The following is a 17,176-nucleotide window of genomic DNA, read 5'->3' on the forward strand; positions in this document are numbered from 1 at the left end:
TGCACATCTAGCCGAGAACCCAGTGGGAAAAATTCAAACCGGCTGCCCGCGATCAATCTTGCTACTCAAAATGATCGAAGTCGTAGTCTTCTCGACCCCGTCGACACTGCCGATCTGATCCAGCAACTGATCCAGTTGCTCCGGCGAATCGGTCCGCAACCACGCCACATAATCAAACTCGCCACTCACCGCACACAACTGCTGCACCTGCGCCATCGCACTCAAGCGACGCAATACATCCTTGCCGGACCGCGGCTGCACCTTGATCCCGACATACGCCTGCAGCCCGCCATCAACCACACGCTGACCCAAGCGCACGCCATAACCGGTGATCACTTTGGCTTTTTCCAGCCGCGCCAATCGTGAGGTCACCGTGGTACGCGCGATGCCTAGCTGCCGGGCGAGCATGGCCACGCTTTCACGGGCGTTGATTTGCAGGGCGGCGATCAGCTGGCGGTCGATTTCGTCGAGGGTGGGGGGGCGGGTGTCGGGCAAAGGGGGCTCCATGGTTAGCAGGTAGGAATTGCGCATGTTACAGACACTGTCAGCGGCATGCTGCGGGCTGTGGTTAAACAGTCAGCCGCGGGGTGAGCGTTATCCCTGCGCTGAAACAAAACATCGCATATTTGATTTGACTTGCCCTGCCTGTTTGTCAAGAATGCCGCAAGAGCGCGAAATCTGCTGCCTTGCAGGGCATTAGCGGACGTAGGTACCTCAGCGATGCTGCAACATCGGTGTAAGGTGAGACCTCTTCATCCCATTTCCTGAGGATGCAAATATCAGGATTCAAATATCAAGGGCAGCCAAATGGCTGCCCTTTTCTTTGTCTCCAATAATGTATCGCTTGAACAAAAGGTCACCCTGGCGGTGCTTGTTCATCGCTCTGGCCGGAGCATGCAGGAAATTCCAGAGAATTTGTCCTTCTCGCACGTCGACAACTACAAGCATGTCGTTCTTTGCTTCGTAGGCGTTGATGAATGCCATTCGATATCGCCCATTATCGTAAAGGACTTTCCAAACTTCGAAAGGTCCCTTCAACGTATCGATGGCATGTCGAACATAGCGCTCTCTAGAGTCTGAACGTTTTTCGACGATATCAGCCAGTTTGTCTCTCATGACCGCGACATTTCCGATCGGCGTGATGATAGTCACGGCCAGTACGGATTCATCGACGAACCCGAAATGATCCAACAATATTTTGAGGGCGCTTTCTGCGTCTTCAGCCCTTTTTACTTCTTCTATTGCGGCTGTCCGGAGTTCTCGAGATAACGTTCTAAGAACGGGTAACGCAAGATTGATCCATGTTTGTTGGTTGGCGGCTTCCTTTATCGGATGCGCAATATTCACGAGCATGAAAAATCCTGTTCGGGCGGAGGCGTCAGGACATTACTCGTCTGATGAAATGCTCAACAATAGATTGGGAGGAGAGAAAACATATCTTCAGAATATGCCTACAGCATTGTGGAAGTCTTCTGAGCATGGCATTCGTCAGATCAACGTTCACCGCCCACCCGCCCACAAAAAAGCCGCGCATATAGCGCGGCTTTCAATTTGGTGGGCCCACACGGACTTGAACCGTGGACCAAAGGATTATGAGTCCTCTGCTCTAACCAACTGAGCTATAGGCCCTCAGTAGGTCGCGGATTATAGCGACGGTTTCTCGGCTGTGCTATCCGAAAAATCCGATACGGTTACACGTAGAAACGTTGCAGCGAATTCTTCCGGTGGCAGCGGCAGGCTGACGATGTAGCCCTGGATCTGTTCGCAGCCTTCGGCGGCGAGGAATTGTTGTTGTGCCTGGGTCTCCACCCCTTCGGCGATGACGGTGAATTGCATGCTCCGGCCCAGTGCGATGATGGCCCGGACAATCGCCGCGTCGTGCGGGTCGTCGGGCAGGCCGCGGACGAATGACTGGTCGATCTTGAGGATGTCCAGCGGCAAGCGTTTGAGGTAGCTGAGCGAGGAATAACCGGTGCCGAAGTCGTCGATCGCCAGTTGCACGCCGAGGTGTTTGAGCTGGTGCAGCACGGCCAGTGCCTCTTCGGCCTGACTCATGATGAAATTCTCGGTAATTTCAAGTTGCAGTAAATCCGGCTGGAGGCGGTTGTCCTTGAGCAGTTGCTCGATGCGTCCGAGCAGGTTTGGCTGGCGCAGTTGCGCGCCGGCGAGGTTGACCGACAGCGGGCCGAGGCTGTCGTAGACCTGATTCCATTCGAACATTTGCCGGCAGGCGGTTTCGAGCACCCAGTCACCGATCTGCAGGATCATGCCGTTTTCTTCGGCCAGTGGAATGAAATGTTCGGGCGGTACGTCGCCGAACGTCGGGTGACGCCAGCGGATCAGTGCTTCGGCGCCAACCAGGCGATGGTCGTTGAGGCTGATTTTTGGTTGGTAATAGAGGAACAGTTCGTCGCGCTCGATGGCGCGGCGCAGCTCATGCTCCAGCGCAATGCGCTCGCTGGCCTGGGCGGTGAGATCTCGGGTGTAACTTTCGACGCGGTTGCGGCCCTTGGCCTTGGAGCGGTACATCGCTGCATCGGCGTTCTTCACCAGCGTCGCGACGTCGCTGCCATCGCGCGGATACAGGCTGGTGCCGATGCTGGCGCTGATGAAGAACTCATGCTCGCCAGCCTGAAACGGTGCGCCAAAGCAGTTGAGCAGTTTACTGGCGATGTTGTCGGCATCACTGGCCTGTTGCAGACCGGGCAGCAGAATGATGAATTCATCCCCACCCAGGCGCGCAACGGTATCGATGTCGCGCAGTTGCTCTTTCAAGCGAATGGCGATGCCCTTGAGCAACAGGTCGCCGACCGGGTGACCGAGGCTGTCATTAATGTGTTTGAAGCGGTCGAGATCGAGAAACAACACAGCACCTTGACCGCCGTTCTCCTGCTGACCGTTCAGCGCCATTTGCAGACGACTTTCGAACAGCGTGCGGTTCGGCAGGCCGGTGAGCGGGTCGTGATGTGCCTGATAATCGAGCTTGGCCTGGGCGTGCTTGAGGCTGGATATGTCGGCGAACACCGCGACAAAGTGGGTGATGAACTTGTCCCGATTGCGCACCGCACTGATGGTCAGCCAGCTCGGGTACAGCTCGCCGTTTTTGCGCCGGTTGGAAATCTCGCCCTGCCAGTGACCGTCAGCGGTAAGCTGGTGCCACATTGCCGCGTAAAAAGCGCTGTCATGCAGGCCGGAGGCGAGCAGGCGCGGGGTATGGCCAAGCGCTTCGCTTTCGCTGTAACCGGTGATCTCGGTGAAGGCGCGGTTGACCGCGCTGATGTGCTGTTGAGTATCGGTGATCAGCACGCCCTCGGCGGTGCTTTCGAACACGGTGGCGGCCTGCTGCAGTTTTTCCTGCATCAGATGGCGCTCGGTGATATCTCGCGCAATAGTCAGCATGCAGTCTTCTTCGCCGATCGGCAGCGGCCGGCTGGACACTTCGCAAAGGCGAATCTGCCCGTCACTGCGGCGGATATGGCAGGTGAAGTCGCGCACGAAGCCGTCGCGCTGCAGCAAGTCGAGCATCTGTTTGCGCTCATTGAGATTGACCCAGATGCCCAGATCAAGTGTCGAGCGGTCCACCGACATGGCGCTGTTGAAGCCGGTAATCCGGCTGAAGCCCTCGTTGACTTCCAGCAGCAGGCCATCGCTCTGGCGCGACAGCAACAAGCCGTCCGGCGAGGCGTGGAAGGCCTTGGCAAATTTCTCTTCGGATGTTTGTAGTTGCTGTTGGGTTTCCTTGAGCTGGGTGATGTCGCGAACCACGACCACCAGCGCCGCGGTGGCATCCAGATCAAATGGCTCGGCGGAAATCAGACCGGTGAACACTTGGCCGTTGTTGCGGCGAAAAGGCATCTCCAGGTTGCGGATACTGCCTGCCTGTAAACGCAGGAGCAGTCCCGGGCCGACGCCGGGAATACCCCAGATATTCAGATCGGTCGCGGTCTGCCCGAGGACGTCCCTGGCTTTCAGTCCGATCTGCTCTTCAAACGCTTCGTTGACCTCCAGCAGGCAGCCATCCGACAGGCGCGCAATCACCAGAATATCCGGGCACTGTTGGAAGACCGAGGCGAATTTCTGCTCCGAGAGACGTAGCGCTTCTTCCGTACGCTTGATCTCGCTGATGTCGATCATCAAACCGCGCATCACCGGTTCGTGTCCATGTTCAATCAGGCTGACGATGTCGCGTACCCACAGACAACGGCCGTCGGCAGTGATGACCCGGTAGTCGACAATGTGATCGCGACCCTCACGCAGGGCCTCTTTGCAGTAGTTTTGCGTGCGGGTCAGATCCGCCGGGTGAATGATGTTGTGCCAGAAACCCGGTATCAGCCAATGGGATTGCGGATAGCCGAGCAAGTCCTCGGCATGGGGCGAGACATAGCTGTAGGTGAAGTCGCTCATTCGCGCTTCCCAGGCGATGGCCGACAGGCTCTCCACCAGACCGCGATAGTGGTACTCACTGCTGCGCAGTTCCTGTTCGAGATCGATGCGCCGGGCGATCTCCGAGCTCAAACGGCGATTGATGCGGATCATCACGGCAAGAATCGTCACCAACAACAACAGTCCCGGTAAACCGTAAATCAACAGATCTGACCAGAATGTCCGGTGATCGAGGACGTTGCCGACCCACTGTTCCTGAATGCTGCTGATTTCATCCGGGCTCATGTCGGCCAGAACTTTGTCGAGTATCCCTACCAATACTTTGTTGTCGCGCGGCACGGCCATCGCCAATTGGTAGCGATAAGGGGTTTCGCCGCTGACATACAGGCCGTCGAGCTTGAGCTGGCGCAGGCTCCAGACACTGGACGCGAGATCGCCAACGACCGCGTCGACTTCATCGGTGGCGAGTGCCTGCAACGCCGAGCTGACGTTGGGCATGGCCACCAGGTTCAGATCCGGATGGTGGGTGCGCAGCAATTCGTGTGGGGCGTAATTTTCCACCACAGCGATCTTCAAACCGTACAGATCGCCTATTTTGCGTGGCTGCGCGCCACCGATATGGGCGAGGATGACGATTGGGAAGTCCAGATAGGGACGGGTGAACGACAGGTAGGTCTGGCGCTCAGGAGTCGACATGATGCCAGGCAGCAGATCGATCTTGCCGCTTTTGACCTGTTCCAGCACCACCGTCCAGCTCACCGGTTCGATCGGCGTCAATTTGATCGACAAACGTTGGCGAATCACTTCGATATAGTCAGCCGCCAGACCCTGATAGCGGCTCTGATCGTCACGAAACTCGAAAGGTGGCCACGACGCGTCGACACCCAGGCGTAAATCCGGGTGAGCCGCGAGCCAGCTGCGTTCTTCTTCGGTCAGAGTCAGCGCGTCAGCCGTTGCGGTCCAGATCATCAGTGACAGCAAAAAAAGCACGGGCGCCAATCTGTGCATAACGCTCTCGTTATGGCTCGGGGATGATTGGTTCGAGTGTAGACGCGGTAGGCGGGGGAGGGGCGGTGCGAAGAATTTAATCTGCCATATAAACAAAACCCCCGGCCTGGGCCGGGGGTTCTGGTATCACTCGTCGAGGAAGGAGCGCAGATGCTCGCTTCGCGTCGGGTGGCGCAGCTTGCGCAGCGCCTTGGCTTCGATCTGACGGATCCGCTCACGCGTTACGTCGAATTGTTTGCCCACCTCTTCGAGCGTGTGGTCGGTGTTCATGTCGATACCGAAACGCATGCGCAGTACCTTGGCTTCACGGGCGGTAAGGCCCGACAGCACTTCGCGAGTCGCTTCTTTCAGGCTCTCAACGGTGGCGACATCGATTGGCGACTGCATGGTCGAGTCTTCGATGAAGTCGCCCAGATGGGAGTCTTCGTCATCACCGATCGGGGTTTCCATGGAGATCGGCTCTTTGGCGATCTTCAATACCTTGCGGATCTTGTCCTCAGGCATTTCCATGCGTTCGCCCAGCTCTTCCGGGGTCGGTTCGCGACCCATTTCCTGCAACATCTGCCGGGAAATGCGGTTGAGCTTGTTGATCGTCTCGATCATGTGCACCGGAATACGGATGGTGCGGGCCTGGTCGGCGATCGAGCGAGTGATCGCCTGACGGATCCACCAGGTGGCATAAGTCGAGAACTTGTAACCACGACGGTATTCGAACTTGTCCACCGCTTTCATCAGGCCGATGTTGCCTTCCTGGATCAGATCGAGGAATTGCAGGCCGCGGTTGGTGTACTTCTTGGCGATCGAGATCACCAGACGCAGGTTGGCTTCAACCATCTCTTTCTTCGCGCGGCGGGCCTTGGCCTCACCGATCGACATGCGACGGTTGATGTCCTTGATTTCTGCGATGGTCAGACCGGTTTCGGTTTCCAGCGCGATCAGCTTCTGCTGGCAACGAATGATGTCCGGCTGTACGCGACCGATGGCTTCGGCGTACTTGCTCTTGCCTTTGGCCAGAGCGTCGGACCAGCTTTCGTCGACTTCGTTGCCCGGAAACTGACGCAGGAAATCGGCGCGCGGCATACGTGCATCACGTACGCACAGTTGCATGATCGCGCGCTCTTGCTGACGCAGACGATCCAGGGCACTGCGAACACGCTCGACCAGGCCTTCGAATTGCTTCGGCACCAGTTTGATCGGCATGAACAGCTCGGCCAGTGCGAGCAACTCGGCAATCGCTGCCTTGTTGTTGCGACCGTGCTTTTTCAGGGCCTTGCGGGTGACTTCCATCTGGTCGGCGACGGCGCCAAAGCGCTGTGCAGCGATGACCGGATCCGGACCGCTTTCCGCTTCTTCTTCGTCATCGGAAGCTTCGGCATCATCGTCGTCGGTATCGTCGTCGGCCTTGACGGCTTTCGGGTCAACGGGCGGCGGCACTTCTGCCGCTGGCGGCGCAATGCCGTCGTCCGGGTCGATGTAACCGCTCAGAACGTCGGACAGGCGACCACCTTCGGTGGTGACACGCGTGTACTCGGAGAGAATGTGGTCAACCGTGCCAGGGAAGTGCGCGATAGCGCTCATCACTTCACGAATGCCTTCTTCGATCCGCTTGGCGATTTCGATTTCGCCTTCACGAGTCAGAAGCTCTACCGTACCCATTTCACGCATATACATGCGCACAGGGTCAGTGGTGCGACCGATATCGGTCTCCACCGCTGCCAACGCAGCGGCTGCTTCTTCCGCAGCGGCCTCGTCGGTATCGGCGTCGGCCAACATAAGGGCGTCCGCATCCGGAGCACTCTCGTGTACGGGGATCCCCATGTCGTTGATCATGCGGATGATGTCTTCCACCTGCTCCGGATCTGAAATATCCTCGGGCAGGTGGTCGTTGACCTCGGCGTAAGTCAGATACTTCTGCTCACGACCCAGTTTGATCAACTCAATAATACGAGACTGCTGTTGCGCTTTTCCGGACATAACACCCTATCCACTGAAGGTCTTGGCGGGCAAAAAACAAGCCGAGGATTATACCTGAGCTATGACCTCACGCGCCAGTTGAGGTCGGGTTTGATGCGGAAACATTGCGACTTAAAAGGTCGCGCAGTTGATTTTTCTCTTCGACGCTCAGTTCGCTTTGCCGCGCTTTCCTGAGTAACTGTTCGAGATTTCGCTCGCGTTGGCGGGCTGACAAGCTAGTAATGGTGTCGAAAAACTGTTGTTCAAGGTTTTCTCCGTCAATCAGCCATTCCTTTTCTGCCAGTGCCTTGAGCAAGCGTCCCTGTTCAGTGCCGTGCCATCGCGCGATCAACTGAAATGAGTTTAGTCGGGGATTCTTCTGTACGGCTTCGAGCAGTGCCACAAGTAACTGGGCATTGGTCTGATTTTCGTCGGCAATATGCCCGGCGTCTTCGACGCGCTTGGCCAATTGCGGGTGATGAAGCAGTGTGCGCAGGGCGGTCAGGGTCGGCGACTCGACACCGATCGGCGTGCGCGGACGCTGCTGATCGCGATCGCTGCCACGCTTGCCGTTCTTGTCCCAGGGTTTCTTGTCCCACTTCTTGCCGCCGGCGCCGGGTTTCTTTGGCGTCCACTCCTGCTGCGGCACATACATGTCCTGCGCCTGCGGCTGATGATAGTCGCCGTAGTCCGGCATGGCGTCGTAATCGATACCGGGGTCGTACGCCGGTGGGGCTTCCTGCGGCGCGCTCTGCGCGAGCTGGCTGACGGTTTCGCTGCTCAGGCCGGTGATTTCGCTCAGGCGCTGACGCATCAGAATGCGCAGATTCGCACCCGGTACTTTGTCGATCAGCGGCGCGGCAAGGGTAGCCATGTGCGCCTTGCCTTCGAGCGAACGTGGGTCGGCTTCTTCGGTCAGTTGCTGGAAGAAGTAATCGGCCAATGGCTGCGCATGTTGATTGATCCGTGCCTTGAAGGCATCGGTGCCCTCGGCGCGAACCAAGGTATCCGGGTCTTCGCCTTCGGGCAGAAACAGGAACCGCGCACGCCGTCCGTCCTGCAGGCACGGCAGGGTGGCTTCCAGCGCCCGCCACGCGGCGTTGCGGCCAGCCTGGTCGCCGTCGAAGCAGAACAGCACGTTCGGCACGACGCGAAAAAGCCGCTTCAAATGTTCTTCGCTGGTGGCGGTGCCCAGCGTCGCGACAGCATTGCGCAAGCCTTGCTGGGCAAGGGCGATGACGTCCATGTAACCTTCGACGACGATAATTTCGTCGAGGTTGCGATTGTTCTTGCGCGCTTCATACAGGCCATAGAGTTCCTGGCCTTTATGGAATACCGGGGTTTCCGGGGAGTTCAGGTACTTGGGCTTGTCGTCACCCAGCACGCGGCCGCCGAACGCGATGATCCGGCCACGGGTGTCGCGGATCGGGAACATCACGCGATCGCGGAAGCGGTCATAGCGTTTGCCGGTTTCAGCATTCTCGATCAGCAGGCCGGCGTCGATCATGGCCTTCTGTTGCAGGGTATCGCTGCTCAAATGCTTGAACAGATTGTCCCAGCCTGGCGGTGCAAAGCCGAGGCCGAAATCCCGGGCGATCTCGCCGGTCAGTCCGCGTCCCTTGAGGTAATCGACCGCCGCTTTACGCGCGGGATGGCTCTTGAGCGCCTGCCGATAAAAATCGGCGGCTGCGGTCAGCAGGGGGTACAGCGGCGAATCAGTCGGTTGCCGGGGTTTGCGTTCGCGGCCGCTTTCTTCGCGAGGGATTTCCATGCCGGCGGCTTTGGCCAGATCTTCGACGGCCTGGGGGAAATCCAGATTGTCGTGATCCATGAGAAAGCCAAGGGCATTGCCGCCGGCGCCGCAGCCGAAGCAATAATAGAACTGCTTGTCGGGGCTGACGCTGAAAGACGGGGTTTTCTCTTTGTGGAACGGGCAGCAGGCGGTGTAGTTCTTGCCGGCCTTCTTCAATTGCACGCGCGAGCTGACCACGTCGACGATGTCGGTGCGGTTCAGCAGGTCGTCAATGAAGCTCTGGGGTATCAGCCCGGCCATGGCGTTCTCGTCGTCTGCGCTGCAAGAAGTCCGTTGCGACAGGCTGTCGAACGCGGGTCTATGTTGGAAGCGCGCAAAATGTGCGGCTCGACCGGTGTCGTCTGCATGATCGCTGTCGGGAAGTGTATCTGCCGAAAATCCACTGACGTTAGTACCTATCAGTCTTCGACTATTTGAAAGTGTTGCGCTGAGTCCGCTGACGGCCGGTAAAGGGCCTCGGATAGCTCAATAAAGCGGGCACGCATGAGGTGCCTTGGGCTGATCGTCGTAAGAGGAATCAGTGGGTGTGCTCGTCAGTAGCCTTGAAAGGCTCGTCAGAAAAGACGTGCACCGCTGGCAAAAAAGCCAGGCCTGACGCGGTGAAGCGGATTTGTCTCGGTCGCATCTGCGGCGTCGACGGTGAAGCATCAAGCGTTTTACGCAAATGCCATTAGCCCGGCAGTGAGCCGGGCTTAGGCAAGAAGCTTGCTACGAACGTCTGTGTATTAGTACAGACGAACGGCGCGGCGCTGTTCGCGCTGAACTTTCTTGGCGTGGCGTTTAACAGCAGCTGCTGCCTTGCGCTTACGCTCAGAAGTTGGCTTCTCGTAAAATTCGCGGCTACGAACTTCAGCCAGTACACCGGCTTTTTCGCAGGAGCGCTTGAAACGACGCAGAGCTACGTCGAAGGGTTCGTTCTCTTTTACTTTGACGGCTGGCATCCAGAGCTACCTTCATTCATTACCGGGGTCAACATCCTCGCGGCAAAAGAGCACTTGAAGACGTCGGTTTTTAAGGGTTGCGGATGTTAACCCCTCATCGCTCGGAATGCAAAGCCTCTGATCGAAAACCGCTGGTCGGGGCATCCCGCGGCGACTATTATGCGCGCCTTCGAATTCAGCCTAAACAAGGCGCAAACCCATGCTAGTACTGGGATTAGAAACCTCCTGCGACGAAACCGGCGTCGCCTTATATGACAGTGAACGCGGTCTGCTGGCCGACGCGCTGTTCAGCCAGATCGACCTGCACCGCGCTTACGGCGGAGTAGTGCCCGAGCTGGCCTCGCGTGACCACGTCAAACGCATGCTGCCCTTGATCCGTCAGGTGTTGGCCGAGGCCGACTGCGTGCCCACCGAGATCGATGCGATCGCCTATACCGCAGGTCCCGGCCTGGTTGGCGCGCTTCTGGTTGGTGCGTCTTGCGCTCAGGCGCTGGCGTTTGCCTGGGGCATTCCGGCGCTCGGTGTGCACCACATGGAAGGCCATCTGCTGGCGCCGATGCTGGAGCCGAAACCGCCGCAATTCCCGTTCGTCGCTTTGTTGGTGTCGGGCGGGCATACGCAGCTGGTTCAGGTCGATGGCATCGGCCAATACAGCCTGCTCGGCGAGACGCTCGACGATGCCGCCGGCGAAGCGTTCGACAAAACCGCGAAAATGATGGGCCTCAATTATCCCGGCGGTCCGGAAATTGCCAAGCTGGCTGAAAAGGGCACTGCAGGACGTTTCACTTTCCCGCGTCCGATGTGTGATCGCCCGGGTCTGGATTTCAGCTTCAGCGGCCTCAAGACCTTTGCCCTCAACACCTGGCAGCAATGCGTCAGCGCCGGGGACGACGGCGAGCAAGCCCGCAGCGACATCGCGCTGGCGTTCCAGCAGGCCGTGGTGGAGACTTTGACCATCAAGTGCAAGCGCGCGCTGAAACAGGCGGGCATGAAGCGTCTGGTGATCGCGGGTGGCGTCAGTGCCAACAAGGCTTTGCGGGTTTCCCTGGAGAAGATGCTCGGCGACATGCAAGGCGAGGTGTTTTATGCCCGCCCCGAGTTCTGCACCGACAATGGCGCAATGATCGCCTTTGCCGGCTGCCAGCGCTTGAAGGCCGGCCAGCAGGAAACCTTGGCGATCAGCGTGCAGGCGCGCTGGCCGATGGAGCAATTGTCGGCGTTGTGATGCTTGGCGCTCGGCGGGGTTATTTAGAAATGCCGTTCGCGCCCGGCAAACAGGTCGCGTAGATTGCCGCGGTGGCGCCAGACGATCAGCAGCGTCAGCGCGCTCATCGGCAGCAGCGCCGCCGGTTCCTGCCAGGCCAGCAACGGCAGGGTCAGCGGAGTGGCAATCAGCGCCGCCAGCGAGCTGGTACGGGTCAGGTAGAACGTCAGCAACCAGGCGCAAACGGCCAGCAGCGCGGCGGGCGGATACAGGCCCAGCAGCATGCCGGCAGCGGTAGCGACGCCTTTGCCGCCACGGAAGCGGAAATACAGCGGGAACAGGTGACCGATTACGGCGCAAACGCCGATCCACGCCTGATCCTGCACCGAAAGGCCCGCAGCCGCTGCGATCAGTACCGGCAGCAGGCCTTTGCACAGGTCACCCAGCAGGGTCAGGATCGCCAGTTTGCGACCGGCCAGGCGCAGCATGTTGGTGGCGCCGGCATTGCCCGAGCCACTCATTCGCGGATCCGGATTTCCGGTCAGGCGGCTGAGCAAAATGGCGAAGGACAGCGAGCCGAGCAGGTAGGCGAGAATCGCCAGTAACCAAAACATGCTAACTATTCCGGGCGAGGACGCCCTGATTCTAACGGCGCATTGCGCCCTTGTCGTGCAGCGGAGAGAAGTGCTTGGACAGAGTGTTTATCGAGGGCCTGGAAGTCGACACCGTCATCGGTGCCTATGACTGGGAGCGCGGCATCCGCCAGTGCTTGCGACTTGATCTGAGCTTCGCCTGGGACAACCGCCCGGCCGCCGCTGGTGACGACCTGACCCTGGCGCTCGACTATGCCAGCGTTTCCGCGCGCATTCAGGCGTTTGCCGAGCAGGCGCAGTTTCAACTGGTCGAGACCTTCGCCGAGCGTCTGGTCGAAGTGCTGATGAGCGAATTCAACATCACTTGGGTGCGCCTGAAGCTGACCAAACCCGGCGCGGTGCCGGCGGCCAAGGGTGGTGTAGGTGTGGAGATCGAGCGCGGATGTCGCTGACTCAGGTCTACCTCGGGCTCGGTAGCAATATCGACCGCGAAACTCATTTGTGCGCCGGGCTCGACGCTTTGGCGATGTTTCTGGTGGATATCCGCTGTTCGGCGGTGTTCGAAAGCCAGCCGGTGGGCATCAAGAGCGGTCCGTTTTTCAATTTCGTGGTGTCGGCGCAGACCGATCTACCATTGATGGAGCTGGACCGACGACTGAAATTCATCGAAGCGGACAATGGCCGCTACGCCCCGGATCGCAAAGGCTTGCCGCTGGATATCGACGTGCTGTTGTACGGCGATCTGGCCGGCAATTTCGATGGTCTGGTGCTGCCGCGGGCGGAAATCCTGAAAAATGCCTTTGTGCTATGGCCGCTGTCGCTGATTGCTCCAGATCGGGTGCATCCGGGTGTGGGAAAAAGCTTTTCGACGCTGTGGGCCGAGGCGCAGATTGATCAGGTGTTGGCGCCGGTTGCATTCGAATGGCGCGGGGAGCAGCTCACGCCTGCGCATTTGCGTTGATATCAAAGGCGCCTTCGCGAGCAGGCTCGCTCCCACATTGGATCGAGGTCGCCTGTGGGAGCGAACCTGCTCCGGGCGGCGATCCGACGAAGCTTTTATCCTGACGCCGCTTCTTTGTAAGCCTTCAGAGCTTTGAGCCGTTCGCGCTTCAGCGCTTCGCCCAGCGCCGGTCCCTTGAAACCCTGCTCCAGCAATGGCTGCACCGCCACCCCGCGCGCTGCAGTTGCGGCTCCGCGCAGATAATCCGCCTGTGGATAACTCCGCTGCTCCAGGCCTTTGCGTCCACGAGCGTCCATTTCGCAGGCAGCAATAAATTCTTCGAAACGCTGCGGGCGGCGATACACGTCGAAACTCTGCAGCAATTCCAGCAGTGTCGAAGCCTTCAACTCCAGCGCCCGGTGACCATGGGTGTGGTACTGGCCGACCAGCAGCGCCAATTCCTGGCAATCCTTCGGCGCCTTGAAGCGTTCGTTGACCGCTTTGATCAGCTTCAATCCGGTGTGCTCATGGGCGATGTGCCGTGGCCACTCCGCTTGCGGCGTCAGTCCTTTGCCGAGATCGTGCAGCAGGCAGGCCCAGCGTACCGTCAGCGGTTGTTTATGCAGCGCCGCCTGTTGCAGCACGCTGAGGGTGTGCAGCCCGGTGTCGATTTCCGGGTGATGCGCTTCGGGTTGCGGCACGCCAAACAGCGCGTCGACCTCAGGCATCAGCACCTCCAGCGCGCCGCAATCACGCAGCACCTGAATGAACACGTGGGGCTGATCTTCCATCAAGGCTCGGGAGATTTCCTTCCAACTGCGTTCAGCGGTCAATGCTTGCAGTTCACCGGACTCGCTGAGCTGGCGCATCAGCTCCAGAGTTTCTGGCGCAACGGTAAAGCCGAGGCCGGCATAACGCGCAGCGAAACGGGCAACGCGTAATACCCGCAGAGGATCTTCGGCGAATGCCGGCGAAACGTGGCGCAGGATTCGCGCTTGCAGATCGCGCTGGCCATGATACGGATCGGTCAGATTGTGCTGATCGTCTTCGGCCATGGCATTGATGGTCAGGTCACGGCGAATCAGGTCCTCTTCGAGGGTGACTTCGGGGCTGGCGTAAAACGTGAAGCCGCCATAACCGCGGCCACTCTTGCGCTCCGTACGGGCGAGGGCGTATTCCTCGCCGGTTTTCGGGTGCAAAAAAACCGGAAAATCCGCGCCAACCGGGCGGAATCCCTGGGCGAGCATCTCTTCGGTCGTTGCGCCGACCACGACCCGGTCGATATCGGTGACCGGCAACCCCAACAGGCGATCGCGCACCGCGCCGCCAACCTTGTAAACCTGCATAAAAAACCTCCGTTAGCCCGACAGGATAACCCTTGCGTCAGACTTTCGGAGGCCTAACCGGCTCAAAGATGAATCACTGCCAGATCAAGTCGACCGTAATCCCCTTCACTGTGTTCGCTACGTGGCGGAACGTGATGGGTTTTCATGATCTGGTCGCCCTGCAGGGTTTCCAGGTGAATGTCGAAACCCCAGAGTCGATGCAGGTGCTTGAGCACCTCGTCAGTGGAGTCGCCCAGCGGTTTGCGGTCATGCTGCTGATGGCGCAGGGTCAGCGAACGGTCGCCACGTCGATCAATGCTGTAGATCTGCACGTTCGGCTCACGATTGCCGAGGTTGTACTGCGCAGCCAGAGTTTCACGGATGATCCGATAGCCGCTTTCGTCGTGAATGGCTGGCACCAGCAGATCGTCTTTCTGGTCATCGTCGAGAATGCTGAACAGTTTCAGGTCGCGAATCACCTTCGGCGACAGGTACTGCAAGATGAAACTCTCATCCTTGAAGCTGCTCATGGCGAACTTGATAGTCGACAGCCAATCGGTCCCGGCGATTTCCGGAAACCAGCGGCGATCCTCCTCGGTGGGCTCTTCACATATGCGCCGAATGTCGCGATACATGGCAAAGCCCAGCGCATAAGGGTTGATGCCGCTGTAATAGGGGCTGTCGAAACCCGGCTGGAACACCACGCTGGTGTGCGAGGTGAGGAATTCCATCATGAAACCGTCGGTGACCAGCCCTTCGTCGTACAGGTCGTTCATCAACGTGTAATGCCAGAACGTGGCCCAGCCTTCGTTCATCACTTGGGTCTGACGCTGTGGATAAAAATACTGGGCGATCTTGCGCACAATGCGCACGATCTCGCGCTGCCAAGGCTCCAGCAGCGGCGCGTGCTTCTCGATGAAGTAGAGGATGTTTTCCTGCGGCTCGGCCGGGAAGCGTGCGTTGTCCTTGTCGCTGTACTTGTCCGCGCCTTTGGGAATGGTGCGCCACAGATCGTTGATCTGCTTCTGCATGTGCTCTTCGCGATCCTTCTGCCGGCGCCGCTCTTCTTCGGCAGAAATCGGATAGGGACGCTTGTAGCGGTCAACCCCATAATTCATCAATGCATGGCAGGAATCGAGGAGGTCTTCCACCGCATCGATGCCGTGGCGCTCCTCGCATTGCATGATGTACTGCTTGGCAAACACCAGATAGTCAATGATCGAACTGGCATCGGTCCAGGTGCGGAACAGGTAGTTGCCCTTGAAGAAACTGTTGTGGCCATAGCAAGCGTGCGCCACTACCAGCGCCTGCATGCAGATGGTGTTCTCTTCCATCAGGTAGGCAATGCACGGATCGGAGTTGATCACAATCTCGTAGGCCAGGCCCATTTGCCCGCGGCTGTAGGACTTCTCGGTGCTGAGGAAGTGCTTGCCGTAGGACCAGTGGTGGTAACCCAGCGGCATGCCCACCGAAGCATAGGCGTCCATCATTTGTTCGGCGGTAATCACTTCGATCTGGTTGGGATAGGTGTCCAGCGCATAGCGGGCCGCAATCCGAGCGATCTCGCGGTCGTAGGTCTGGATCAGCTCGAATGTCCATTCCGAGCCGGTGGAAATGGGTTGGCGCTTCTGCTCTTTGGCGGTCATGTCACTAACCTGCGCTGGAAGAGTTCACGGAAGACCGGATAGATATCTCCGGCCGAGACCAGTTGCTGCTGGGCAAACGTGTCAGAAAAGGCTTCGGCGATGCGTTCGTATTCGTACCACAAGGCCTGATGTTCGCGCGGGGTGATCTCCACGTAAGTGTAGTACTGCACAAACGGCATGATCTGGTTGATCAGAATGTCACGGCAGATCGGCGAGTCATCATTCCAGTTGTCGCCGTCGGAGGCCTGAGCGGCATAGATATTCCACTCGTTACTCGGGTAACGCTCGGCCATGATTTCCTGCATCAGTTTCAAGGCGCTGGAAACGATGGTGCCGCCGGTTTCCCGCGAATAGAAGAACTCCTCTTCGTCGACTTCACGGGCGCTGGTGTGATGGCGGATGAACACCACGTCGATCTTGTCGTAATTGCGCTTGAGGAACAGGTACAAGAGGATGAAGAAGCGCTTGGCGATGTCCTTGGTCGCTTGGGTCATCGAACCGGAAACGTCCATCAGGCAGAACATCACGGCTTTCGAGCTGGGGTTTGGCTGTTTGATCAGCAGGTTGTATTTCAAGTCGAAGGTATCGAGAAACGGTACGCGATGGATGCGCGCGCTGAGTTTTTCGATTTCCGCCTCCAGTTCCTGTATATCGCCGAAGTTGTCTGGTTCTTCGCGTCTCAGCCGTTCCAGCTCTGCTTTGACCTCGCGTAGCTTCGCCCGGCTGCTGCCGGACAGGGCGATACGCCGTGCGTGTGCCGAACGCAGGGTGCGGATGATATTGATGCGTGACGGGTTGCCTTCGTTGCTGATCCCGGCGCGCACGGTTTTGAAGGTATCGGTGCCGCTCAGGTTGCGCTTGACCAGGTTCGGCAGTTCGAGGTCTTCGAACATGAACTCGAGAAATTCCTCCTGGGTAATCTGGAAGACGAACTCGTCCATGCCCTCGCCGGAGTTGCCGGCCTTGCCCGGACCGCGTCCGCCACCGCCGCCCGGCGGACGGGCGATGTGTTCGCCGGCGGTGAATTCCTTGTTACCGGGATGAACCACGGTCTGTTTGCCGCCGCGGCCGTGGTGAAGCACCGGTTCGTCGATGTCGCGACCGGGAATGCTGATCTGTTCGCCGTGTTCCATATCAGTGATGGAGCGCCGGCTGACCGCCTCTTCGACGGCCTTCTTGATGTGGTCACGGTAACGTCGCAGAAAACGCTGACGGTTCACCGTGCTCTTGTTCTTGCCATTGAGGCGTCGGTCGATCACATAGCTCATAGGCCCCTCCGGGGAGCTTCAAGTTTTGAGCTGCAAGCTGCAAGTAGAAGCGAATGACCCAGGATTCAGGGCTTACGCGCTTTGTCTTGCAGCTTGTGGCCT

General features: G+C 58.6%; 13 protein-coding genes and 1 tRNA gene. 3 read left to right on the forward strand and 11 right to left on the reverse strand.

What is annotated here, in order from left to right; all coding sequences use genetic code 11:
- Positions 1-33 precede the first annotated feature (33 nt).
- The 7 genes from J3P75_RS02980 to rpsU form a co-directional block, all read right to left on the reverse strand.
- Positions 34-495 (reverse strand): Lrp/AsnC family transcriptional regulator, encoded by a 462-nt coding sequence (locus J3P75_RS02980; protein WP_042606694.1) that lies wholly within the window; start codon positions 493-495, stop codon positions 34-36.
- A gap of 291 nt (positions 496-786) precedes the next feature.
- Positions 787-1,353: a PBECR2 nuclease fold domain-containing protein gene (locus tag J3P75_RS02985; protein ID WP_434709295.1), complete on the reverse strand. Its 567-nt coding sequence runs from the start codon at positions 1,351-1,353 to the stop codon at positions 787-789.
- 199 nt (positions 1,354-1,552) lie between these two features.
- Positions 1,553-1,629, reverse strand: a tRNA-Ile gene (locus J3P75_RS02990).
- A 15-nt stretch (positions 1,630-1,644) separates the two neighbouring features.
- Complete coding sequence (locus J3P75_RS02995) at positions 1,645-5,391, reverse strand: bifunctional diguanylate cyclase/phosphodiesterase (protein WP_434709296.1); 3,747 nt, start codon at positions 5,389-5,391, stop codon at positions 1,645-1,647.
- Between the two features lie 126 nt (positions 5,392-5,517).
- Positions 5,518-7,365, reverse strand: a complete 1,848-nt coding sequence (rpoD, locus tag J3P75_RS03000; protein ID WP_090286871.1) for an RNA polymerase sigma factor RpoD — start codon at positions 7,363-7,365, stop codon at positions 5,518-5,520.
- 67 nt (positions 7,366-7,432) lie between these two features.
- Positions 7,433-9,397, reverse strand: a complete 1,965-nt coding sequence (gene dnaG, locus J3P75_RS03005; RefSeq protein ID WP_434709297.1) for a DNA primase — start codon at positions 9,395-9,397, stop codon at positions 7,433-7,435.
- Between the two features lie 485 nt (positions 9,398-9,882).
- On the reverse strand, positions 9,883-10,098 hold the full coding sequence (gene rpsU / locus J3P75_RS03010) for a 30S ribosomal protein S21 (protein WP_002551877.1): 216 nt from the start codon (positions 10,096-10,098) through the stop codon (positions 9,883-9,885).
- A 199-nt stretch (positions 10,099-10,297) separates the two neighbouring features.
- Between rpsU and tsaD the strand changes: the two genes are divergently transcribed.
- Positions 10,298-11,323, forward strand: coding sequence for a tRNA (adenosine(37)-N6)-threonylcarbamoyltransferase complex transferase subunit TsaD (gene tsaD, locus J3P75_RS03015; protein ID WP_434709298.1), 1,026 nt, complete (start codon positions 10,298-10,300; stop codon positions 11,321-11,323).
- Between the two features lie 23 nt (positions 11,324-11,346).
- Here the strand turns inward: tsaD and plsY are convergent, their stop codons facing one another.
- Positions 11,347-11,916 carry a glycerol-3-phosphate 1-O-acyltransferase PlsY gene (gene plsY / locus J3P75_RS03020; RefSeq protein WP_332764803.1) on the reverse strand — a complete coding sequence of 190 codons (570 nt, stop codon included), beginning with the start codon at positions 11,914-11,916 and terminating at the stop codon, positions 11,347-11,349.
- 74 nt (positions 11,917-11,990) lie between these two features.
- On the opposite strand from plsY, the gene folB reads away from it, so the two are divergent.
- Together folB and folK are read left to right on the forward strand one after the other, a co-directional pair.
- Positions 11,991-12,347: a dihydroneopterin aldolase gene (gene folB, locus J3P75_RS03025; RefSeq protein ID WP_434709299.1), complete on the forward strand. Its 357-nt coding sequence runs from the start codon at positions 11,991-11,993 to the stop codon at positions 12,345-12,347.
- Complete coding sequence (folK, locus tag J3P75_RS03030; RefSeq protein WP_434709300.1) at positions 12,338-12,856, forward strand: 2-amino-4-hydroxy-6-hydroxymethyldihydropteridine diphosphokinase; 519 nt, start codon at positions 12,338-12,340, stop codon at positions 12,854-12,856. Before folB ends, folK begins: the two co-directional genes overlap by 10 nt.
- 95 nt (positions 12,857-12,951) lie before the next feature.
- On the opposite strand, the gene J3P75_RS03035 is transcribed toward folK, so the two are convergent.
- The 3 genes from J3P75_RS03035 to J3P75_RS03045 form a co-directional block, all read right to left on the reverse strand.
- Complete coding sequence (locus tag J3P75_RS03035; protein WP_434709301.1) at positions 12,952-14,181, reverse strand: multifunctional CCA addition/repair protein; 1,230 nt, start codon at positions 14,179-14,181, stop codon at positions 12,952-12,954.
- Between the two features lie 62 nt (positions 14,182-14,243).
- Positions 14,244-15,806 (reverse strand): SpoVR family protein, encoded by a 1,563-nt coding sequence (locus J3P75_RS03040; RefSeq protein ID WP_434709302.1) that lies wholly within the window; start codon positions 15,804-15,806, stop codon positions 14,244-14,246.
- The gene (locus tag J3P75_RS03045; RefSeq protein ID WP_090286856.1) at positions 15,803-17,074 is read right to left on the reverse strand and encodes a YeaH/YhbH family protein; all 1,272 of its coding nucleotides are present in this window, start codon (positions 17,072-17,074) and stop codon (positions 15,803-15,805) included. Before J3P75_RS03045 ends, J3P75_RS03040 begins: the two co-directional genes overlap by 4 nt.
- Positions 17,075-17,176: the final 102 nt, after the last annotated feature.

Source organism: Pseudomonas sp. R1-1 (genome assembly GCF_051132135.1).
Lineage (GTDB): Bacteria > Pseudomonadota > Gammaproteobacteria > Pseudomonadales > Pseudomonadaceae > Aquipseudomonas.

What these genes read in the sequence shown, in the direction of transcription:
- J3P75_RS02985 (WP_434709295.1), bottom strand. Translation starts at nt 1,353, where the DNA reads ATGCTCGTGAATATTGCGCATCCGATAAAGGAAGCCGCCAACCAACAA.
- J3P75_RS02995 (WP_434709296.1), bottom strand. Translation starts at nt 5,391, where the DNA reads ATGCACAGATTGGCGCCCGTGCTTTTTTTGCTGTCACTGATGATCTGG.
- rpoD (WP_090286871.1), bottom strand. Translation starts at nt 7,365, where the DNA reads ATGTCCGGAAAAGCGCAACAGCAGTCTCGTATTATTGAGTTGATCAAA.
- dnaG (WP_434709297.1), bottom strand. Translation starts at nt 9,397, where the DNA reads ATGGCCGGGCTGATACCCCAGAGCTTCATTGACGACCTGCTGAACCGC.
- rpsU (WP_002551877.1), bottom strand. Translation starts at nt 10,098, where the DNA reads ATGCCAGCCGTCAAAGTAAAAGAGAACGAACCCTTCGACGTAGCTCTG.
- tsaD (WP_434709298.1), top strand. Translation starts at nt 10,298, where the DNA reads ATGCTAGTACTGGGATTAGAAACCTCCTGCGACGAAACCGGCGTCGCC.
- plsY (WP_332764803.1), bottom strand. Translation starts at nt 11,916, where the DNA reads ATGTTTTGGTTACTGGCGATTCTCGCCTACCTGCTCGGCTCGCTGTCC.
- folK (WP_434709300.1), top strand. Translation starts at nt 12,338, where the DNA reads ATGTCGCTGACTCAGGTCTACCTCGGGCTCGGTAGCAATATCGACCGC.
- J3P75_RS03035 (WP_434709301.1), bottom strand. Translation starts at nt 14,181, where the DNA reads ATGCAGGTTTACAAGGTTGGCGGCGCGGTGCGCGATCGCCTGTTGGGG.
- J3P75_RS03040 (WP_434709302.1), bottom strand. Translation starts at nt 15,806, where the DNA reads ATGACCGCCAAAGAGCAGAAGCGCCAACCCATTTCCACCGGCTCGGAA.
- J3P75_RS03045 (WP_090286856.1), bottom strand. Translation starts at nt 17,074, where the DNA reads ATGAGCTATGTGATCGACCGACGCCTCAATGGCAAGAACAAGAGCACG.